Raw genomic sequence first — 21,399 nt, forward strand, 5'->3', positions numbered from 1 at the left:
CCCAGCCTCCGGGAATTGCCGAATGGTAATTCGCTTTTACCCTCCATGCTAGATCTCCACCAGACACTATCAATCTATGCCCCAAGCCTATGAGGGCAACAAACTGCTCCGCTAAACAGCATCGGCTATCGCGAGTATGTAGGTCAGGCATATACTGGAGCGACTCTCAGATGGGAACACACCGGAAAAACAAGAGAATGGACAAGATTACAAGTTGGCTGGCAGAGCACGATATTGCAGAAGTGGAATGCCTGGTACCGGATATGTCAGGTAATGCCAGGGGTAAATTCACCCCTACAGATAAATTTCTCACCCAGGACAGCCGTTTACCGGAAAGTATCCTGGTCCAAACCGTGACCGGAGACTATGTCGATGAACACAACGAGCTTGTCGATCCGGCTGATACGGATATGTTACTGGTACCCGATCCCGATTCCGTTCGACTTAACCCCTGGGCCAATGATCCCACTGCTCAAATTATTCATGATTGCTATACCCGGGATGGTCAACCCCATCCGATTAGTACCCGCAATATCCTCAAATTTGTTTTGGAAAAATATAAAGAAAAAGGTTGGAAGCCGGTTGTTGCTCCCGAAGTGGAATTTTACCTTGTGAAACGCAATCTCGATCCAGATGAAAAACTTTCAGCGCCGGTGGGAAGATCTGGCCGCACAGAAAAAACGAGACAGTCCTATAGTATCGATGCCGCCAACGAATACGAACCCATTATTGAGGATATGTATAACTTCTGTGAGGCACAGGGCCTGGATGTGGACACACTGATTCATGAATCCGGGACCGCACAGATGGAAATTAACTTCCTCCACGGCGATCCGCTGCAACTCGCCGATCAGGTTTTTACTTTTAAACGCACGGTCAGAGAGACTGCTTTACGCCATGGAATTTATGCCACCTTTATGGCCAAACCCATGGAAGATGAACCCGGCAGTGCACTACACCTCCACCAGAGTATTGTCGACACAAAAACAGGAAAAAATATTTTTGTAGACGGCAATGGAAATGAAAACGAAACCTTCATGCATTTTATTGGCGGCATGCAGGAGTACACCCCGGGATTCATTAGTTTTCTAGCCCCAAATGTAAATTCTTATCGCCGCTTCACCCCTGAAATGGCTGCACCTACAAGCCTGCACTGGGGCTATGATAATCGCACTACAGGGCTAAGGGTTCCCGACAGCTCGCCTCAGGGAAAAAGATTAGAGAATCGATTTCCTGGTGCCGACTGCAACCCTTACCTCGCCATTGCTGCCTCACTCGCCTGTGGTTATCTTGGCATGATCAACAAAGTGGCACCCAGCGCACCGTATCAGGGCGATTGCTCTAAAGAAGCCATTACTTTGCCTCGTACGCAAGAACACGCTCTCAATCTTTTAACGGAATGCGAAGCTGCTACAGAAATGTTTGGCAGAAAATTTGTAAAAGCATGGAGCGCAATTAAGCGCGACGAATATGAAGAATTTAACCGGGTGATCAGCTCTTGGGAGCGGGAATATCTTCTTCTTAACGTGTAGATATTCCCAATAAAAATTTTCGAGACTTATCTGAAAATTAATTATTGACTGGCGTATCACCCTTTTATCGGGTTTATTTAGGCGCATCATTTTGGATTCTTCGGCAGGATATTATTTGCTGATTTGTGACTACTTAAGCAAAAATATCGAAAAGAATTCAAATATATGAGTTTGTCATCACCTTTTTGTTGCCACTAAGCGCATGCAAGGTAATCTCAGGTTGCCCGGAAATTTTGGGCAACCGGTTTGAGAAAGCGGACGTCACTGCCATTTTATGGCCCCACCCCTGATGCCCGGCCTTCTTCTGCTGTCTTACCAACCATAAAGACCGTTAGCACCAAAACTGCTGAACTGTTCGGTAACGCCATGCTGGATTACCTATCAGTTCCAGGTGCTCGGTCCCTAATAAAAAAGTTACGTAAAGGGAAAGCTAGCAATGAAGCATTTCGTAGGACTTACCTGCACTTTAGCCATGGCTATCAGTGCTCAGGCCGCAGACCGTGTCCCAGCAACTCCGGATATGCTCTCGCCTCAAACACTCAACACCGTTGCCGGATCAGATATGGCATTGGTGAAAATTCGCGAGCGTACACTGGGAAATGGCAAGACCATCGCCCGTTATCAACAGACCCACAAAGGTATCCCCGTATGGGGACAGACCGTAACCAGTTCCGGTAAAGGTCTTATTACCGAAATGCACGGTAATGTTCTCACCGGGCTTGAGCTCGAAGTGCCCACCGTGCGCGCGGCAATTGACGCGGGCAATGCCCTTGATCGCGCCATGAACCACCAGGTCTCCCTGCGCGCACAGCAGGGAGTGATGTCAGGTGCCCTGTCACTGCCAGTACTTAAACTGGAAGCCAAAAACCAGAAAAAAGAACTCTATGTTTACATCAATGATAAGGATGAAGCGCGCCTCGCCTACCTGGTGAACTGGGTCGAGTATGGAGACGACCCCAAGCGCCCCTTCTACTTTATTGATGCCATGACCGGCGAAGTGATTAAGCATTGGGATGGCCTCACCTTCCAAGATGCACAGGGTCCTGGCGGCAATTTAAAAACAGGCCGCTATGAATATGGTACCGATTTCCCCTCCATGCAGGTTGATGCCAACTGCCGTATGGATACTACCAATGTTGAAACTGTGGACCTGAATCATGGAACCAGTGGCGGTAGCGTCCATCAATTCAACTGCCCCTACAATGATCACAAAGAAATCAATGGTGCTTATTCACCGCTAAATGACGCGCACTATTTCGGTGGCGTGGTCTTCGATATGTTCAGCGACTGGTACAACACTTCACCGCTGACTCAAAAGCTGCGCCTTCGCGTGCATTACGGTAATAACTACGAAAATGCATTCTGGGATGGCAGCCAAATGACCTTTGGCGATGGTCAAAACACCTTCCACCCGCTAGTCAGCCTGGATGTTACGGCTCACGAAGTCAGCCACGGCTTTACCGAGCAGAACTCTGGCCTAGTTTACAGTCAACAACCAGGGGGAATTAATGAAGCCTTCTCCGATATCTCTGGTGAAGCCGCTGAATACTTTATGACTGGCAGTAACGACTGGCTGGTTGGAGCTCAGATTTTCAAAGCCAATGGCGCCTTGCGTTATTTTGAAGACCCGACACAGGATGGACGCTCCATTGGACATGCCGACGATTATTACAGCGGTATGGACGTACACTATAGCTCTGGTGTCTACAACCGAGCTTTCTATCTGATCGCCAATACCAGCGGCTGGGATACTCGCAAGGCATTTGATATTTTTGTCCTCGCCAATCAGATGTACTGGGGCTCAAACTCTGACTACGATGAAGCTGCCTGCGGTGTTGAGCAAGCTGCTGTAGACCTAGGGTACAGTAAAGCGGATGTTACAACCGCCTTCAGTACCGTAGGAGTTACCTGTGATACCACACCGCCACCTCCTCCCGGTGAACTAGAGAATGGCGTTTCAGTAGATAACCTCAGCGGTGGCTCTGGTGATGAACTTCACTACACCATGGATGTACCAGGGGACGCAACTGACTTGAGCTTTGCTATGTCCGGCGGAAGTGGTGATGCCGATCTTTATGTCCGTTTTGGTGCAGCTCCTACGACCTCCACATACGACTGTCGTCCCTTTAGTAGTGGCAACAATGAGACCTGTGACATTTCGAATGTTCAAGAGGGCACCTACTACGTAATGGTGCGTGGCTATAGCTCCTTCTCCGGTGTCAGCCTGGTGGGCAGTTTCACAGAAGGTGACGGCGGCGGTGAGCCTGGCGGCTGGGAGGAAACCGATCTTTCCGGCTCCAACGGCAGCTGGCAACATTTCTCATTAGACGTTGCCGAGGGCATGTCCTCTCTGACCGCAACCATGTCAGGTGGCAGTGGTGATGCTGACCTCTATGTACGCTATGGTTCAGAGCCTACTCGCAACAACTGGGATTGCCGCCCCTACAAGTGGGGTAATGAGGAGAGCTGTAATGTCAGCAACCCTCAAGCGGGGACATGGTACATCAGTATTCGTGGCTACTCTTCCTACTCCGGTATAACTCTCAGCGCCCAGTCTGAATAAGGGCATGTGCTGAGTCTCTAGAAATCGGGATAAGCTGCCATACCAGCCTATCCCGGTAACGAAAAAGGCAGCCATTTGGCTGCCTTTTTTTAATTCGGACGTTTACGGGTGGTCACTTTATTTATGACTGGGATCCTTCCAATACTCCTTCACCGTATCCTTCATCTCCTTCGCCAATATGGTGATACCAAACAAGTTGGGCAAGGTCATGATGACGATAGCTACCGCGGACAAATTCCAAATAACGGTGGTATCTTCAATCGCTGCCCAGAAGAAGGCGATGACATACACAATTCTGTAGGGCATTACCGCTTTGGGGCCAAACAGATAGATCATGGAACGATCACCGTAGTAAGACCAGGCGATAGCGGTTGAGAAAGCAAACAGGAGAATGCCAAGTGTAACGATCAGTCCACCGTACTCTCCGAAGAAACCGCGCTGGAAAGCCTTACTGGTCAGAGCCACGGAATGAACCAGGGATTTACCCCAGATATCTACATCCTCATTGGCAAACTTACCATCTACTACATTCAATACACCACTGAACTGGTCATCACCGACACGGAAATCCAGGTCTTCAGCAATTGAACGTGCATGAATCAAGGTGAAGTCCTGAACATTGAGCGGATGTCCATCTGTCACAACCACCGAGCCGTTATAGGCCTTCACTTCGCTAGGCCGACCACTGAGGTAGTTAAACAATTGCTTAACTTGCTCGGGATCACTCTCTTCGTAACGGCCCTCTACAACATAAGTATCGGCACCCTCAAACAGGTTTTCATGTTTCTCAGTCCAGACACCGGAAGACAGGATTACCAGACCGGTCAAGGTACAGATAATGATGGTATCGATAAACGGTTCCAGCAGGGAAACCATACCCTCGGATACAGGCTCATCGGCACGTGCGGCGGCGTGAGCAATGGGCGCTGAGCCCTGACCGGCTTCGTTGGAGAAGAGGCCGCGGTTTACACCACGGTTAAAGGCATAGGCAAAGCTGGCTCCGAGGAAGCCACCCACTGCAGCACTGCCGGTAAAGGCATCGCGGAAAACAGCCACGAATGAAGGAATGATATTTTCAATATTGTAGAAAATTACTCCCAATGCACCAATGATGTAGATCAGTGCCATTGCGGGAACAATAGTGGAGGTAACCTTAGCGATCCGCGTAATTCCACCAATGATCACCATACCCAGCAGAATTGCGAGCACACCACCAGTCAGGGCTTTCTCAATACCGAAAGAATCGTGCACCGCCTGGGCGATATTATTCACCTGGGGCAGGCTTCCGGTTCCAAAGGAGCAAATTACAGTGGCAATGGCAAACAAAACCGCCAACCATTTCATATTGAGACGGCGCTCCATATAAAACATGGGGCCACCTGCATAGTAACCATCCGCCGCTTTAATACGATACTTGTGTGACAGGGTGACTTCGACAAATTTGGTTGTCATACCCAGGAAGGCAGTCATCCACATCCAGAACAACGCGGCCGGCCCACCCAGGAAAATAGCGAGACCTACCCCGCCAATGTTACCGGTACCCACTGTACCGGAAAGAGCGGTAGCAAGAGCTTGGAAGTGGGAAGTATCACCAGGGTCGCTGGGCTTATCGTATTTACCCTGGACAATCTTAATCGCATGCCCAAAGTAACGGAATTGCGGAAACCCTAGGTAAATAGTGAAAAAGAAACCTACCCCAAGCAGCACCCACGGGAACCAAGGTGCTGAACCGAGCAAACCGTCTAGCGACAGTAGCAGCTGATTAAAGGAATCCAAACTAACCCCCCACTTCTCTGAACTAATTCTGTTTGTTTTATATACAGCCGCAGCCGTAATTTGTTGCGCAGGTTAGCAGCTTCCGCAGCGCTAGAACAGTAAAGGGGCCTAAACCCTACGAAATGAGAAGTTGTGGCGATAGGGGAATAACGCGAATTGCCCTCCCGTGTGTACAAATACCAGGTTATCACAGCCTTTGTAGCGGCCTTTTTGTAGCTCCTGTATCAGTCCATAAAAAGCTTTACCGGTATATATAGGCTCCAGCAATATTCCCTCCAAGCGAGCGACTTCCTCAATCATTTTGTAGATCGGGGGGCCAGCCTTGGCATATCCAGGCCCAATATAGTCAGCGTTGACGTTCACTTGCAGTGATTGCGTATCTATAGGATTCCCCGACAGCCTACTCCAGTGACGAATATCCTCTTTCACTTTAGCCTGGAAATATGCGGCATTATCGCAAACTGCATAACCTGTCACTTGTACATTAAATCCCTGCAGATGACACCCCAGGGTTAAACCAGCCTGGGTACCCCCACTCCCTGTTGCACATACAATATGATCCGGCTCGAACCCCCTTGTTAGGCAGTCAGCGATTAATTCCTGCGAAGCGGAGAGATATCCCCACAAACCCAGGCCATCACTAGCACCGGTTGGAATGCAAAAAGCTTTAAGGCCACGTTTGCGGTATTCATCTTTACAGGAATTAAAAAGGCCTTTGATGTCCTTGGCAAATTCTGCGGGCGAATAGAAAGTAACTTCTGCACCTGCCAACTGGTCCAACAACAGGTTCCCATCAGCCTCAGCGACCGGCTCCCCTCGCAACAGCAAGTGCACATTGAGACCTAGGCGAGCCCCGACAAGCGCGGTAGTGCGGCAATGGTTGGATTGAATACCACCACAGGTGATTAAGGTATCACTGCCCTGCTCTAGTGCCTCTGCAACCACGAACTCAAGCTTTCGCAGCTTATTGCCAGACATTCCCGATTCCGTCAGATCATCTCTTTTCACCCAGATTTTCGGGCCACCGTATGGGTAGGAATAAAGTTCGCTAATACGGTCGAGGGGTTGCAGAGGCGTTGGCAGATGGGCCAGATTCAGACGTCTGGGTAGCTCAACGGGTATCTTTTCAAACAAAGTAGATTCCATTCTATTCAGTTAGGCCGATAAAAAAAGTAGAGAACCCTGTTGGCCTAATCTCTTACCTAACTCGAAGTGCCTAGGTATTAGCAACGAAGCCTTAAGAAACTAAGGTTTAAGCAACGAACGCCGCTTGCCAAGCTCAATATTTAGTCAGTGTAGAAACCAACAGCAAAAAAAACCCGGCTACTGCCGGGTTTTCTAAAAATCCATAAAAGATCAAACCAATAGAGCAGTCAGATCTTTTTAATTGTGCCTTTCGGCAACACCGCATGAACAGCTACTTTCTGGAACTTCAGAGACATGTTGTCTGCAACTTCCAGCACGATGTAGTCTTCGTCTACCTTGTCTACACGACCCAGCATACCGCTGCTCATGACCACTTCATCACCCTTTTTCAGAGCGCCAACCAGTTCCTGGTGCTCCTTCTGACGCTTGCGCTGAGGGCGAATGATAAAAAACCACATGAATGCGAACAGACCCGCAAACATCAACAGGGTTATCATCGGGTTACCCTGTGGTGCCGGTGCCGCTTGCTGTGCCATGGCAGAGGGGATAAAAAAGCTCATGCAAAACCTCAAAGAGTCAGCCTATAAAATTGCCGCCAACTCTAACGGGTTTCCCCTGTTGAGGCAACGGATTGGGCCGATCGACGAAAGACCGACCTAATCAATTCCCACTCATTTAAAAGCGCTGACGCACCTGACGGCGATAACCTGTTGGTGACATACCTGTCCAACGCTTAAACGCACTGGTGAAACTGGTCCTGTCAGAAAAATCCAGGATCCGGGAAATTCCGTCGACACTTAAGGCGGTATCTTTGAGGAAGTGCACCGCGTGACGGAAACGTACATGGTCACGCAGTGAGGCGAAGCTCAGATTATGCTCCTGCAAACGACGCTGCAAAGTCCGGGTGGACATGCTTAAGTCAGAGGCAACTGGGCGAATAGCGAGAGAAGCCTTACCGATGCGCTGCTCCAACACATCGATAACTCTGGCAGCAATGCCAAAGCTGGTAGCTTCCGGTGGCGCCAACAGCTGGTCAAGGATATTCGGGTCACCGGATATTCTGGCCTGCTGAAGGGATTTATCTTCTGAGAGCGAAGTCTGGTCGGGCTGAGTATGGTTCATCGAGCTGCTCCTTTTGAGTTCCGTGAGCCGCAGTTATTTTTCTATGTCCGCATCCAGCGAATCCCGGCTGCCCCTGCCCACAACATCAACCACTTCGGCGGACTACTACTCGATGCGGGACGCACCAAAAACAGACATCGAATCCTTCACAGAGATGTACAATTTTTAAACTAACCGCTCCGGCAATACCCAAAGAGAAACACTCTCTCGCCGGCGCACCTTTCCTTTACATCTGCCAGTATAGACCAAGAATTGAGAATGCAAGGGGCGACAGTGGTTTTTTTCATCTTATTGTGCTGTAAGGGGCAGAATTGAGTGGCCCGAATACTCACTTTTCTTAAAAACCAAGGTAATTCGGGGGGCAGAGGCCATCTACTCCCCCAAGAAAAAATCTACCAATCCGCAATCCTAGCGCATTAACCCAGATTTTCACCCACCCAGTTAAGCACGTCCTCACTGTGGGTCTTGGTTTTCACCTTATCGATAATATGGCGCAAGCGCCCACTTTTATCGATGATAAAAGTTGTCCGGATCAGCCCCATGTACTCCTTGCCCATGAATTTCTTCAACCCCCAGCAACCGTACTTGTCTGCGATCTTGTGATCTTCATCGGAAAGGAGGTCAAAATTCAGTTCATGTTTATCGATAAAACGCTGTAATTTGGCTTCTGGATCCGGACTGACACCTAGAACAACAGTATCAAGTTTTTCAAACGCATCGGCGCTATCCCGGATGCCACAGGCCTGTGTAGTGCAGCCGGGTGTCAGCGCCTTTGGGTAGAAATAAAGCACAACATTGTTTCTATCACGGAAGTCCTTGAGTGAAACCTTCTCGCCGTTCTGGTTTGTCAGAGTGAAAGCTGGTGCTAGGTTGCCAATTTTGGGAAAGGCCATAAGAAATCCCCTAAGGAGTTGCTGTGAATTTTGTGGGGATTATAACGAAAAGTACTAACTGGAATGCCACATCGGATCTCAATCAAAACTGATGCACGCGAAACTCCTTCTCCCTGCGTGCAAAGATACCAATCCGTTTGAGCTTTTGTACCAAATCCGCCTTCTCGGCATCGGTCAAGAATTCACCTACTTCGAGGCAGCCCTCAGGGCCACTGAAGGTCACCGAGGCCGGCTCAGCCGCGCTATTCCCCATTCGCACCAATAAGGCCAAATTGCTCCGAGAAAACTCCCGATGGTAGACAGATTGCTGGCGAAACCCCTTGCAACAGTCGAAGACAACCCGTTCATCGCTGATACGGATTACCTCACGACGAGTCCCTTCCAAATAGACATAGGTAAATAAAACCGCAAGTAATAGGATTTCCAAACCAGCAAATGGCAGGATCATCCACGCCCCGGCAAAGGCAAAAGCCAGACTAATACCGAGGGAAACGCCAACCAGAGAGAAGAACACCCAAAGGTTTCCGGTTGCCGATAGAGACTGGTTAGGCTGAAGAAGAATGCAGGCGCATCGCGGGGCTTGGCGGCCGACTTCTGTGACCATGGCAAACGTTTCCAGACATTACTTACTCCATCAGTGTAGTGCCGCCGCCACCAGCCCACACTCGTATAGCGACCCGCCAGTTTCACAGCTATCGCAATACTCAGATCAGCCAAGGTTCGCTTGATTACCACTGCGGAGGGTCATTTTAAGCTCCAACAAGGCAAGAGCTCCGTATTACGGCAGCTCTAAAAAAAGTGACTGAAAGCAGGAAATTAGAGGGAATAACACCAAGGTCGTAAATACCACCTCACTTCTTTCACCTGTTCTAGTGGAAGCTTATTTGCCCCAATAGAAGCAACTCACGTTTATCTGCGCAAATAAAAAAGCCCGCACATCCGTGCGGGCTTTTTTAACGAACCAGCCAATAAGGCCGGTTAAGCGGCAGAGTTACGGCAGCAGGTGGGCAACCGCATCACGTTCTTCCGCCAACTCCTTCTCGGTCGCAGACATTTTCTCGCGAGAGAAGTCGTTGATATCCACGCCCTGGACAATTTCCCAATCCCCGCCTTTACAGGTGCATGGGAAAGAGTAAATCAGGCCTTCCTGAATACCGTAGGAACCATCGCTGTAAACAGCCATGCTGGTCCAGTCACCTTCTGCGGTGCCCAGAGCCCAGTCGCGCATATGATCGATAGCCGCATTAGCTGCAGAAGCTGCAGAGGAAGCGCCACGAGCCTTAATAATGGCGGCACCGCGCTGCTGAACAGTCGGGATGAAGTCGTTCTCGTACCAGTCCTGCTCCACTTTATCCATGGCAGCTTCACCCGATACTTTAACCTGATGCAGGTCTGGGTATTGAGTGGAGGAGTGGTTACCCCAAATGGTCATGTGGGTAATGTCGTTAACACTAGACTCTGTTTTATTGGCCAGTTGCGACAGCGCGCGATTGTGGTCCAGGCGAGTCATTGCGGTGAAATTGCGCGGATCCAGATCAGGCGCATTGCGCTGAGCGATCAGGGCATTGGTATTCGCAGGGTTGCCAACAACCAATACTTTCACATTGCGGGAGGCGACGTCATTCAGCGCCTTACCCTGTGCAGAGAAGATAGCGGCGTTTGCTTCAAGCAGGTCTTTACGCTCCATACCCGGTCCACGGGGACGAGCGCCCACGAGCAGAGCATAATCAGCGTCTTTAAACGCAACAGTAGCGTCGTCGCTCTGAACAATACCCGCCAGCAGCGGGAAAGCGCAGTCTTCAAGCTCCATGGCCACGCCTTTCAGCGCTTCCAATGCTGGAGTGATTTCCAGCAACTGCAGAATAACTGGTTGATCTTTACCCAGCATCTCGCCGGAGGCGATGCGGAACAGCAGCGAATAGCTGATCTGACCGGCAGCGCCGGTAACAGCAACACGAACAGGTGCTTTCACGATAGTTCTCCTCGTTTGTAAGCGGCCGCATTATAGGGCCTCTCGAGCAAATTTCACCTCAAGCGGGGAAATTACCAACTCAATTTGCCTAGTAAAACTGCATTTTTCTCAAATAAAACGTCAAATAAGGATCACGCCAAAGCGATTTCCCGGTAACGTTGCTGCAAGGTGCGATAAACCTGATCGCTGTAATCATCAGCGGAGGCGTCGAGCTCACTGGCAATCTCAGCCAAGTGCTCGTTATCTTCGCGCCCACCCCAGGTCTTCACATAAGTACCCTCTTTATAACCGTTATCCTGGCGGAAACGATTGAGCACGTTCTTGCCTACATAACGTTGATACAGCTCGGTAAAAGGCATCTCTGTATCGGCGAGAAGCTGAGCAAACCCTGGCAGATCGAATTGTTTGCTTGCCAAAGTATTTAAAGTGAAGGCCTCCAGGTTTTCACGAAAATCACCAGTAGCTCGCTGACCTGCCTCTAATTCCTGCAGCATCTTTTCAGCAACCTGAATCGGGGCACCCTGTTGCAATTCAAGGCTCAGGCCAAAATGCCAAATATCTACCAGCTCGAGTTTCACCTGATCTATATCGGGCTGTTGTTTTTTCCACCACTTCCAACCGTAGTGATCCAAAAGTTCGGCACTTTCTACCCAAATAGCGCGATACCAGGCAAAGTTTTGCGCACGCCAATTATCATTAACAACGGTATTAATTTCGTCCTGCAGGGTCAGCATGACCTGCAATTGCTGCTTCATCATATAGGGAACTTCTAACTAGCCGGGCTTAGGCAGCCCGAGGAAATAATCGGAGAAAATTTTCTGTAGTGATTTCAGCCAGCTGCTCGTAAGAAATTCCGCGCAACTCAGCAATGAATTCGGCTACTTCCCGCACATAAGCCGGGATATTAGGCTTGCCACGATAGGGAATCGGTGCAAGGTAGGGAGAATCTGTTTCCACCAGTAGGCGATCGAGGGGCAGTTTACGCGCAACATCGCGCAGGTCCTCGGCATTTTTAAATGTAACAATGCCAGAGAGGGAAATGTAATAGTTTAGGTCCAGTGCGGCCTTAGCCATCTCCCAGCTCTCGGTGAAGCAATGCAATACACCCGCTGTTTGCAGGTTTCCATGCTGCCGAATTAACTGAATCGTATCTTCACGGGCATCGCGGGTATGCACTATCACCGGCAGCCCCACTTGGCCCGCCGCCTGTAGATGGGCGATAAAACTTTGCTGTTGGGTCTCTTTTGTCTCGGTACTGTAGTAATAATCGAGACCAGTCTCCCCCAGTGCTACCACCTTGGGGCGCCCCGCCATTTCGATCAATTGGTCCACACCAGCGAGACCGGATTCGACATCCAGCGGATGTATCCCCACTGAGCAAACCACATCTTCATACTTTGAAGCGATCTCTACGACAGCATCGGCATTATCGAGACTGATACCAACACACAAGAATTTTCCGACCCCCCGACTGCGAGCCAACTCCAGAACAGCGTCCAGATCGCCATCAAACTTATCGAGCTTCAGTCTATCCAGGTGACAATGAGAATCTACGAGCATGTGAAATTTACAACGTGTGAGTGGGTCGGCTGGATTCAAGAGTGCCAGCGAGGTAAGTTTCTATTTTGTTTTGCGCAATATTGTCCTTGTCCCCAAACTGAACGCCAATACCCGGCGTACGGTTTCCCTGGGCTCCACTGGGGGTTATCCAGATCACCTTGCCGGCCACCGGAATTTTTTCGGGTTCATCCATCAGGCTTAACAGCAGGAATACTTCATCACCGAGGCTGTAGGATTTATCCGTACTGATAAACAGGCCACCATTCTTTACAAAGGGCATATAAGCCGCGTAGAGAACTGATTTATCCTGAATCTTCAGCGATAGGATGCCGTTTCGGGCACCGCCTCCCATGGCTTTCATGCTCAACCTCAATGTTTTTAATGTTGCGCTAACTTATCTGAGCGTACTGTTTCTGTCCAGAACCCAGCGGATCGACACTTTGATGAAACTAAATAGTACGCCAACCATTATTGATCGTTTTTCACTCAGCCGAATAACCTGGCCCAGCGAATCATCAACTCTTCCAGCAACAGGCGACGGTTGGGATTTGCTCCGCTTGCGAGCCCCATACGCGCCTGAAGAAGATGATCATAAAAGCCAAACAGTGTGCGCAAGCTAGCCCGCCCTGCACCGGGGAACCTTTGCAAAAGTGCCATAACCTGAGTATCACCAGTGGCATCACAGCTGCGCACCCGAGCCATTTGAGCAACCCACTGCTGCCAAAATTGAATAAGCTGGCCTAGGTCTGCGGGTTCGGGAGGGGTCTCCCAGCGACCGGCAGCTGTCACGGCCCTAGTACTCCCTTGGGCCAGAGCAACAAGCTCTTGCAAAAACCGCTCTCGAATTTCCTCACACTTTGGGTCTGCCAATCGCGCAGCCAGCAATGGGGCCCCACCAGCGAGTGCCAGGGCCCTGGTTGCCGAGTCTTCCTCCAAGTCACTAGCGCGCAGCCACTGCAGTGCCATTTCTTCTGAAGGAGGTGGAAATACAACAGATTGGCAACGGCTGCGAATCGTTGGCAGTAAGCCCGCCGGTGAGTCACTAACTAGCAGGAAAATCACTGATGCCGCCGGTTCCTCCAGGTTTTTCAGCAGGGCGTTAGCCGCATTGATGTTCATCGCCTCTGCCGGCGCCAGCCACACCAAGCGCGCGCCCCCGCGCCCACTGGTTCGCGACACAAAGTCGCCGAGCTGGCGAATCTGCTCAACCTTGAGCGGCCCTCCCTCTTTCTCTGGCTCCACCCGAAGAAAATCCGGGTGAGATCCCGCCTGCCAAAGGTGGCAGTCTTTGCAGCTCCCACAGGCCTGCCCTTCTCTGGGTTGTTCACACAATACCAGCGCTGAAAAAGCCTCGGCAAAAGCGCGCTTGCCAAGACCTGGCTGACCACTGATCAGCAAGGCATGAGGACACCGACCTGCGCGCCACTGGGTACCGAGCCGTTGCCACTGTTCCGTTTGCCAGGGTAATAGAGAGGGAATAGGGATATGTTCAGGTGCTTCAGACACTGCCATTTGCCAAATTTGTAACTGGGAACTTCACTACCAACAATAAAGGCGCCGTGGGGGCTATATTTTTACAGCGCCCTTTAAAGAAGACGCTGTAACTCCTGCCCCAGCTGCTGCTGAACCTGCGCTAGAGGCTGGCTGGCATCAACAATAGCGTAACGTGAGGGGGCCGCCTGTGCACGTTCACGATAAGCCGCACGCACTCGGTGAAAGAAAGCCAGCTGCTCACTTTCAAATCGATCGGCAGCCCCAGTACTGGCTGCACGCTCCAAACCTATTTGCGGGTCCAGGTCTAAAAGAAGCACTTTATCGGGGCGCAAATCACCCTGCACATCTTGTTCGAGCCGCTCTATTAAGGCTCTATCGAGCGCTCGGCCACCACCCTGATAAGCATAAGTGGCATCGGTGAAGCGGTCACAAATTACCCAATCACCACGTTCCAGAGCCGGGACAATCACTTTCGCCAAATGCTGCGCTCGAGCAGCAAAGAGCATAAGCAATTCCGCCGTAGGGTCAACCGCCTCTTCACGCTTCGCCAGGAGCAATTCCCGCAACTGTTCAGCCAGCGGCGTACCACCTGGCTCACGGGTTTGAATAAATGGAATATTACGATCAGCTAACCACTGGGTAATAAATTGCAGGTTGGTGGACTTACCAACCCCCTCCCCGCCTTCCAGGGTTATGAATTTTCCGCGCGACACTATCTCTAATTTCCTTTAACCGGGCTGGAGCGGTAATCCGCTCGCCTCTTCAGCTGATACTCCCGCACCGCACGGTTGTGCTCTGTCAGAGTGGCTGAAAAATGATGGGAGCCATCCCCCTTGCCTACAAAATAAAGGCTTTTACCAGGTTTTGGGTTGAGTGCAGCACGGATAGCCGCACGCCCTGGCAGTGCAATTGGTGTGGGGGGCAGCCCATTGATTACATAGGTATTATACGGGGTTGGCGCCCGAAGGTGTGCTCGAGTGAGATTACCATCATAATCTTCTCCCAACCCATAAATGACAGTAGGATCTGTTTGCAGACGCATGCCTTTATTCAAGCGACGCACAAACACCCCTGCGATTTCACTGCGTTCCGAAGGCTGACCGGTTTCCTTTTCAATCAGCGAAGCCATGATCAAGGCTTCATAGGGGGATGCATAAGGAAGCCCCTCTCCTTTTGCCTGCCACTCCTCATCCAATACACGCTGCATACGTTCGTAAGCCTCGCGCAGAAGCTCAATATCCGTAGTTCCAGAGCGGTAAACATAGGTATCTGGGAAAATCCAACCCTCCTCTGCGCCCTCTTCCAGGCCGAGAGCCCGGGCAGCTGCACTGACACTACTACCGGCCTCGGATCTAACAACCCTTTGCCCCGAGCGAATCTTGTGCAGGGCCTGCTGGAATGTCCAACCCTCAACCAGAGTCAGCCGGTAAACGGTGACATCCCCTCGGTTTAGCCGGGCGATCAAATCCATTGCTGTACTTCCATGGGGGATCAAATACTCACCAGAGTGGATATCTGTTTTGCCCTCCCAGTAAGCATAGGCAAGCACCAATCTCGGCCAGTTGATTACCCCATCACCTTTCAGCTTGCGCAAAGTGCCAGATAGACTGCTGCCTTTGCCCACCTGAAACTGAAGGCCCTTTTCTCCCACCGGCAACGGTGTAGCGAGAGACACCTGTAACATCCAAAGAGATGCCAGCACCAACAGACCTGAAAAAAGGAAACCTCCAAACAGGACCTTCCAGAATTTCACAGGGGAGCTTGTCTGCTTCTTCTTTTTTACCACAATGTTTCCATAATCAATTGCTGCAACCCACGAACACCAGGCCCAATTTGCCAACGCTTGTGGCCGACAATCTCAACAACAGGTAGTACCCCGCGCACGCTGTTGCACAAAGCTATTTCCTCAGCACCGCACAGGTCCTGAATATCCATATCTCGCTCCTGCCATTGAATCCTGCTTGACAGCCAGTCAAGCATGACACCCCGGACACCACACCGCTGTAGGTTAGGTGTTATCCAGCCATCGCCAAAGCGCGCCAGTAAATTACAGCGCAAGCTCTCGATAACCCTGCCTTCAGTGTCAAGCATCAGGCCATCGAGGTAGTCGCCCTCAGGGAGCTCAGACTTCGCCCTATTATATCGACTGCGACTCAAAAATTTGCAGCCAGAGTTCCATCTTTGTGAAACCGGCAAATGAGTCTTACAGGGGAAAAGGTGAACCCCAAGTTCTGCCTCCGCTGCCGGCTGCAGTGGCAAAAAGGAAAGGTCCCAGCACCACTGGCCATCAATAAGGCCCACCCGTAACCGAGCGATCGCCATTTTGTGACCCCCCTGTGCTGCCAGCAAAGGGACGCATTGATCAATATCAGCAAGTGACGACTCGCCCAAACCCAAGGCTCGTGCAAGGCGCTCTCTATGCAATGGCCACAGAGGAATCTTCCCGTTGTGACAACGCATAGTTTCGAGGATTCCGTCTTTATAGCACCCATCTTCTGGCAGGCTCTGCACAGGATGGCCTCGAAGGAAAAGCTGCGGTAATTTGGACATGCAGTCCTCGGAATGAGAGTTGCCCGCCCAAAGGCGGGCAGATAGGTCAGATTCGCTTGAAAATCAGTGAACCATTGGTACCGCCGAACCCAAAGGAGTTAGAAAGTACCGAATCGATAGCCATCGGCTGAGCCTCTTGAGGAACCAGGTTAATACCTTCGCAAGCCTCATCGGCATTATTTAAATTGATTGTTGGTGGCGCCATCTGGTCACGCAACGCAAGAACGGAGAAAACCGCCTCAATAGCACCAGCTGCGCCTAAAAGGTGCCCCGTCATAGACTTGGTGGAGCTTACAGCCAGCTTTTCTGCAGAGCCGGCAAAAACATTGCGTACCGCCTGGATTTCAGCAGTATCCCCTAACGGGGTAGAAGTGCCATGGGCGTTAATATATTGGATTTCGGTAGCCCTCATACCCGCGTCTTTCAGTGCGTTCTGCATTGAAAGTGCGGCTCCGGCACCATCTTCAGGGGGCGAGGTCATGTGGTGGGCGTCGCCACTCATACCAAAGCCCGCAAGCTCGGCGTAAATAGTCGCGCCGCGGGCTTTTGCATGCTCATACTCTTCCAGGACGAGCACCGCAGCGCCCTCTCCCAATACGAAACCATCCCGGTCTTTATCCCATGGGCGACTGGCCGTCTTGGGATCATCATTGCGTGTGGAAAGCGCCCTGGCCGCACAGAAGCCACCGAGCCCAACAGGTGTGGTGACCATTTCGGCCCCGCCGCACACCATAACATCTGCATCGCCATATTGGATGGTCCGCATTCCCAACCCCAAGGCATGGGTCCCAGTAGTGCAGGCCGTTGTGACGGCAAGGTTTGGCCCTCGAAGGCCATATTTAATCGATAGGTTACCAGCTACCATGTTGATGATGGCACCCGGCACAAAAAACGGTGATACCCGTCGGGGGCCCTTCTCCGCGATTAACAGGGCATTGTCTTCAATAGCCATGATGCCCCCCATACCGGAACCGATACAGGTCCCCATACGCGGTGCATTGCCTTCGCTAACTTCCAGGCCACTATCTTCCATCGCCTGAATACCCGCGACCAAGCCATACTGCAGGAAGGTGTCCATCTTGCGTGCATCTTTTGCAGGCATATAGGGCGTGGGATCGAAATCTTTTACCGTAGCGGCGAAGCGGGTCGAGAACGCCGAAACATCGAACGTTTCTATTGGAGCTGCCCCACTGACACCTTTCAGAATGCCAGACCAAGTCTCCCCTACGGTGTTACCTAGCGGGCTTACTGCGCCCATTCCGGTTACAACAACTCTTCTGTGCGACACTGCGGTCCCCCCGAAACTCTTACTGTCACTGTTCTTCCTTCAATAGTTTGTGAATGAAACAACACTCGAACAGTAGTCACAATTCCATAGTGCAAATAAAAAGAGAGCCGCGCTATGTAACATAGAACGGCTCTCAGAAACGCTTGGCTACGCACAGTAATAAAACTGTTCGCGCCTAAACCACCCAGCAGGAATTAACCAAGGTTGTCCTTGATGTAATCAATTGCCAGCTGAACAGTTGTGATTTTCTCAGCTTCTTCATCGGGGATTTCGGTTTCGAATTCCTCTTCCAAAGCCATTACCAACTCAACTGTGTCGAGTGAGTCCGCGCCCAGATCTTCAACAAAAGAGGCTTCAGGCTTAACGTCTTCTTCCTTCACGCCCAGTTGTTCAGCAACGATCTTTTTAACGCGCTCTTCAATGCTGCTCATGATTCAATTTAACTCCTAGTGGGTAAAAATCTGTTTTAGTCGCTATTGTTATTTCGCCAATCCAATTAACGGCGATAACGACCGGCTCACACAGCTTTTGGATAATTCAGAGGCCATTGTACCCCAAGTTTTTAGGGTTGTAATGCACGGCTCTGCGGCACCATTAGCAAATACAAAAATCTTATAAAAATCAACAAGTTATTTTGATATTTTTAGCGTATCTCAGGTCATATACATGCCGCCATTGACATGTATCGTCTCCCCTGTGACATAGGCTCCGGCATCACTTGCCAGAAATGCCACAACAGAAGCGATCTCTTCGGGCTGCCCCAGACGCCCCAGGGGAATCTTTTCAAGCAGTGCCTCGCGCTGGGCTTCGGGCAGCACTTTGGTCATATCGGTATCTATAAAACCCGGGGCAACGGTATTGACAGTGATACCGCGGGAGCCGATCTCTGCAGCCAGAGAGCGCGCAAAACCGGCTACTCCAGCCTTGGTGGCTGCGTAATTGCTCTGACCGGCATTGCCCATGCTACCCACGACAGAACTGATATTAATGATGCGCCCCCAGCGAGCTCGGGTCATATCCCGAAGACACGCTTTCGTCATGCGGTAAACTGCGGACAAGTTTGTCTCAATCACAGAGTCCCACTCATCATCCTTCATGCGCATAAGCAAGTTGTCTTTAGTGATGCCCGCGTTATTGACCAGGATGGCAGGCGCCGCAAAATCATTTTTCACAGCCTCATGCAGCCCGGCAATGCTTTCGGCACTCGTCACATCAAGCACCATACCAGCCCCACTAAAGCCTTTCTCGGCAAAACGCGCACTGATTTTCTCTGCACCGCTATCACTGGTAGCAGTACCTATCACCGTTGCGCCCTGGCTACCCAGCATATCCGCAATTGCCGCACCAATACCGCGACTGGCGCCAGTGACCAGGGCCACCTTACCTTCAAGGGAAATCTTTAGGCTCATACTTGCATTATCCTTATTCGACCATTGCCAATCGTGCCTGAGCAATATCAGGCAGCTGTAGCTCTCAGCGCCTCATTAAAGCTGGCAGGAGTATCTATACCGTGACAAGTAGCACTGCGATTGATGCGCTTGACCAAACCAGCCAGCACCTTGCCCGGACCACATTCAACCCATTGTGTAGCGCCATCGCTCACAAGCTTTTGGGCACAGGCCGTCCAGCGCACAGGGCTATAGATTTGCTCAATCATTAAAGCTTTGATCTTCGCCGGATCAGATTCGGCTTCGGCATGCACATTGTGCACAACAGGGATTTGCGGTGCGCTAAACTCCGCTGCCTCAATTTGAGGAGCGAGCTTTTCAGCTGCTGGACGCATTAGCTCAGTATGAAAGGGTGCACTCACCGGCAAAGGCATTGCACGCTTGGCGCCGGCTGATTTACAGGCATCTATGGCCCTTTCAACCGCAGCACTACTGCCAGCAATAACAATCTGCCCCGGTGAGTTGTAGTTCACCGCGGCAACTACCTCCCCTTGAGCGGCTTTAGCACAGACCTCTTCCACTACCGCATCGTCGAGGCCAATCACTGCGGCCATAGCTCCAGTGCCTACGGGTACAGCTTCCTGCATCAGGCGGCCGCGCTCACGAACTAAGTGGACAGCATCCTTAAAAGCCAAAACACCAGAGCATACTAATGCAGACCACTCTCCCAGGCTGTGCCCCGCCATGCGCGCAGGCACAGCACCACCACGGGCACGCCAGAGACGATAGAGAGCAACACTGGAGGTCAGAAGAAGGGGTTGAGTGCGCTGGGTTAGATTGATCGCTTCCTGCTCACCATTTTGACAGAGATCCCAAAGGTCGTATCCAAGAACCTCCGAAGCCTCAGCAAAGGTGGACTGGATTTCTGGGGCTTCCTGAGCAATCTCGGAGAGCATACCGATCTTTTGAGATCCCTGCCCAGGAAAGACGAATGCAAGCGCGGCATTGGTCATAAGATATCCTTAAACCTATTTGGCAAATTTCAGTAGGAGCGGGGCGAACCATCTACCCCATTTCCTTTGAGTTTCGCTCACCAGCTTGTACCAGGGCAGCGCCAACTCTGGCGGCTAGATTGGCATCGGCACATTCTTTTGCCGTCACCATAGCCCGGTAAAAAGCTTCGCTGCTGGCACCTCCGTGGCTTTTAATCACGTTGCCCTTCACCCCTACAAAGCTGGCGCCATTATAGCGGGCAGGCTCTACCTGTGTGCGCCATTTTCGCAACAGCTTTATGGCTAATTGGCCAAAAAAACGCTTGAAACACCCCTTTTTCTCGATGGTGAACGCTTTTTGACCCATAAGTCTTATTACGCCCTCAGCGGATTTCATAGCCACATTTCCCATCAGGCCATCACACACAACCACATCGACAGCACCGGTAAAGATGTCATGCCCTTCCACAAAGCCGACATAGTTGACTCCAGGGTCTGCCTCGAAAAGCTCGGCAGCCCTGCGTATCTCAGCAGTTCCCTTGTGCGCTTCTGCACCGATATTCAGCAGGGCCACTTCGATATCCTCGCGAGGGATACCGGTATGCAGATGCTGAGCCTCTATCCCCATACGCGCAAATTGCAGCAAGTCTTCAGCACTACACCCCACATTGGCGCCGAGATCCAAAAGGTAGCAGGAACCGTGCCCTGAGGGTACGGACTTGCCCAGCGCTGGTTTGCGAACGCCCTCAATATTACCTAGAACGCTGCGACTCAGAGCCAATAGAGCGCCGGTATTTCCTGAAGTTACCATCGCCTGAGCACTCCCCTCTGCCACCGCCTTCAAAGCCTTAGCCATAGTAGAGTCGCGCTTATGACGAACGGCCTGTAAAGGGTTGCACTCCTGGGTAACAACCTGCTCACAGGGGACAATTTCAAGACGATCGGGGATTTGGGAGTAGCGCTGCTCGAGGAACAGAGCCTCTAATTGCGCGCGCGGGCCAAAGAGTTTCAGCTGCGCTTCGGGGAAGTTATGAAGAAATCTAATACAGGCCGGAACGACAGAGCGGGGACCTAAGTCCCCGCCCATTGCATCCACGGCCAATCGCAATTGGCTGGACAAAGC

General features: G+C 51.2%; 21 protein-coding genes. 2 read left to right on the plus strand and 19 right to left on the minus strand.

What is annotated here, in order from left to right; genetic code table 11:
* Window positions 1-197: 197 nt before the first annotated feature.
* Entirely contained in the window at window positions 198-1,532 is a 1,335-nt protein-coding gene (locus ACXAFI_RS09895) for a glutamine synthetase family protein (RefSeq protein ID WP_444921970.1), read from the plus strand.
* A gap of 436 nt (window positions 1,533-1,968) precedes the next feature.
* Window positions 1,969-4,095: a M4 family metallopeptidase gene (locus ACXAFI_RS09900; RefSeq protein WP_475108664.1), complete on the plus strand. Its 2,127-nt coding sequence runs from the start codon at window positions 1,969-1,971 to the stop codon at window positions 4,093-4,095.
* A gap of 117 nt (window positions 4,096-4,212) precedes the next feature.
* Here the strand turns inward: ACXAFI_RS09900 and ACXAFI_RS09905 are convergent, their stop codons facing one another.
* The 19 genes from ACXAFI_RS09905 to plsX all read right to left on the minus strand — a co-directional run bounded on the left by ACXAFI_RS09905 (window position 4,213) and on the right by plsX (window position 21,396).
* Entirely contained in the window at window positions 4,213-5,871 is a 1,659-nt protein-coding gene (locus tag ACXAFI_RS09905; RefSeq protein WP_475108665.1) for an alanine/glycine:cation symporter family protein, read from the minus strand.
* Between the two features lie 108 nt (window positions 5,872-5,979).
* Entirely contained in the window at window positions 5,980-7,005 is a 1,026-nt protein-coding gene (locus ACXAFI_RS09910; RefSeq protein ID WP_475108666.1) for a 1-aminocyclopropane-1-carboxylate deaminase/D-cysteine desulfhydrase, read from the minus strand.
* Between the two features lie 239 nt (window positions 7,006-7,244).
* Complete coding sequence (yajC, locus tag ACXAFI_RS09915) at window positions 7,245-7,577, minus strand: preprotein translocase subunit YajC (protein ID WP_020415218.1); 333 nt, start codon at window positions 7,575-7,577, stop codon at window positions 7,245-7,247.
* A gap of 115 nt (window positions 7,578-7,692) precedes the next feature.
* A complete protein-coding gene (locus ACXAFI_RS09920; protein ID WP_020415217.1) occupies window positions 7,693-8,139 on the minus strand; it encodes a helix-turn-helix domain-containing protein in 447 nt (148 codons plus the stop codon).
* Window positions 8,140-8,555: 416 nt separating this feature from the next.
* Window positions 8,556-9,032, minus strand: a complete 477-nt coding sequence (gene bcp / locus ACXAFI_RS09925) for a thioredoxin-dependent thiol peroxidase (protein ID WP_475108667.1) — start codon at window positions 9,030-9,032, stop codon at window positions 8,556-8,558.
* 82 nt (window positions 9,033-9,114) lie between these two features.
* Window positions 9,115-9,636, minus strand: a complete 522-nt coding sequence (locus ACXAFI_RS09930) for a DUF2244 domain-containing protein (protein ID WP_475108668.1) — start codon at window positions 9,634-9,636, stop codon at window positions 9,115-9,117.
* A gap of 387 nt (window positions 9,637-10,023) precedes the next feature.
* A complete protein-coding gene (locus ACXAFI_RS09935; protein ID WP_444921964.1) occupies window positions 10,024-11,004 on the minus strand; it encodes a malate dehydrogenase in 981 nt (326 codons plus the stop codon).
* Between the two features lie 131 nt (window positions 11,005-11,135).
* Entirely contained in the window at window positions 11,136-11,759 is a 624-nt protein-coding gene (locus tag ACXAFI_RS09940; protein ID WP_475109810.1) for a dUTP diphosphatase, read from the minus strand.
* Between the two features lie 28 nt (window positions 11,760-11,787).
* Complete coding sequence (locus ACXAFI_RS09945) at window positions 11,788-12,564, minus strand: TatD family hydrolase (RefSeq protein WP_475108669.1); 777 nt, start codon at window positions 12,562-12,564, stop codon at window positions 11,788-11,790.
* A 7-nt stretch (window positions 12,565-12,571) separates the two neighbouring features.
* Window positions 12,572-12,925: a PilZ domain-containing protein gene (locus ACXAFI_RS09950; RefSeq protein ID WP_152453370.1), complete on the minus strand. Its 354-nt coding sequence runs from the start codon at window positions 12,923-12,925 to the stop codon at window positions 12,572-12,574.
* Between the two features lie 125 nt (window positions 12,926-13,050).
* Window positions 13,051-14,076, minus strand: a complete 1,026-nt coding sequence (locus ACXAFI_RS09955; protein ID WP_475108670.1) for a DNA polymerase III subunit delta' — start codon at window positions 14,074-14,076, stop codon at window positions 13,051-13,053.
* 74 nt (window positions 14,077-14,150) lie between these two features.
* A complete protein-coding gene (gene tmk, locus ACXAFI_RS09960) occupies window positions 14,151-14,771 on the minus strand; it encodes a dTMP kinase (RefSeq protein ID WP_475108671.1) in 621 nt (206 codons plus the stop codon).
* A 5-nt stretch (window positions 14,772-14,776) separates the two neighbouring features.
* Window positions 14,777-15,811, minus strand: coding sequence for an endolytic transglycosylase MltG (mltG, locus tag ACXAFI_RS09965; RefSeq protein ID WP_475108672.1), 1,035 nt, complete (start codon window positions 15,809-15,811; stop codon window positions 14,777-14,779).
* Window positions 15,812-15,837: 26 nt separating this feature from the next.
* Window positions 15,838-16,608, minus strand: a complete 771-nt coding sequence (locus ACXAFI_RS09970; protein ID WP_475108673.1) for an aminotransferase class IV — start codon at window positions 16,606-16,608, stop codon at window positions 15,838-15,840.
* 46 nt (window positions 16,609-16,654) lie between these two features.
* A complete protein-coding gene (gene fabF / locus ACXAFI_RS09975; RefSeq protein WP_475108674.1) occupies window positions 16,655-17,896 on the minus strand; it encodes a beta-ketoacyl-ACP synthase II in 1,242 nt (413 codons plus the stop codon).
* A 194-nt stretch (window positions 17,897-18,090) separates the two neighbouring features.
* Complete coding sequence (acpP, locus tag ACXAFI_RS09980; protein WP_152453358.1) at window positions 18,091-18,327, minus strand: acyl carrier protein; 237 nt, start codon at window positions 18,325-18,327, stop codon at window positions 18,091-18,093.
* 222 nt (window positions 18,328-18,549) lie between these two features.
* Window positions 18,550-19,305 carry a 3-oxoacyl-ACP reductase FabG gene (gene fabG / locus ACXAFI_RS09985; protein ID WP_253868985.1) on the minus strand — a complete coding sequence of 252 codons (756 nt, stop codon included), beginning with the start codon at window positions 19,303-19,305 and terminating at the stop codon, window positions 18,550-18,552.
* A gap of 47 nt (window positions 19,306-19,352) precedes the next feature.
* Window positions 19,353-20,297 (minus strand): ACP S-malonyltransferase, encoded by a 945-nt coding sequence (gene fabD / locus ACXAFI_RS09990; protein WP_475108675.1) that lies wholly within the window; start codon window positions 20,295-20,297, stop codon window positions 19,353-19,355.
* Window positions 20,298-20,349: 52 nt separating this feature from the next.
* The gene (gene plsX / locus ACXAFI_RS09995) at window positions 20,350-21,396 is read right to left on the minus strand and encodes a phosphate acyltransferase PlsX (protein ID WP_152453354.1); all 1,047 of its coding nucleotides are present in this window, start codon (window positions 21,394-21,396) and stop codon (window positions 20,350-20,352) included.
* Between the last annotated feature and the right edge of the window lie 3 nt (window positions 21,397-21,399).

The sequence above is a fragment of the Microbulbifer sp. ABH2_005 genome (assembly GCF_056160005.1).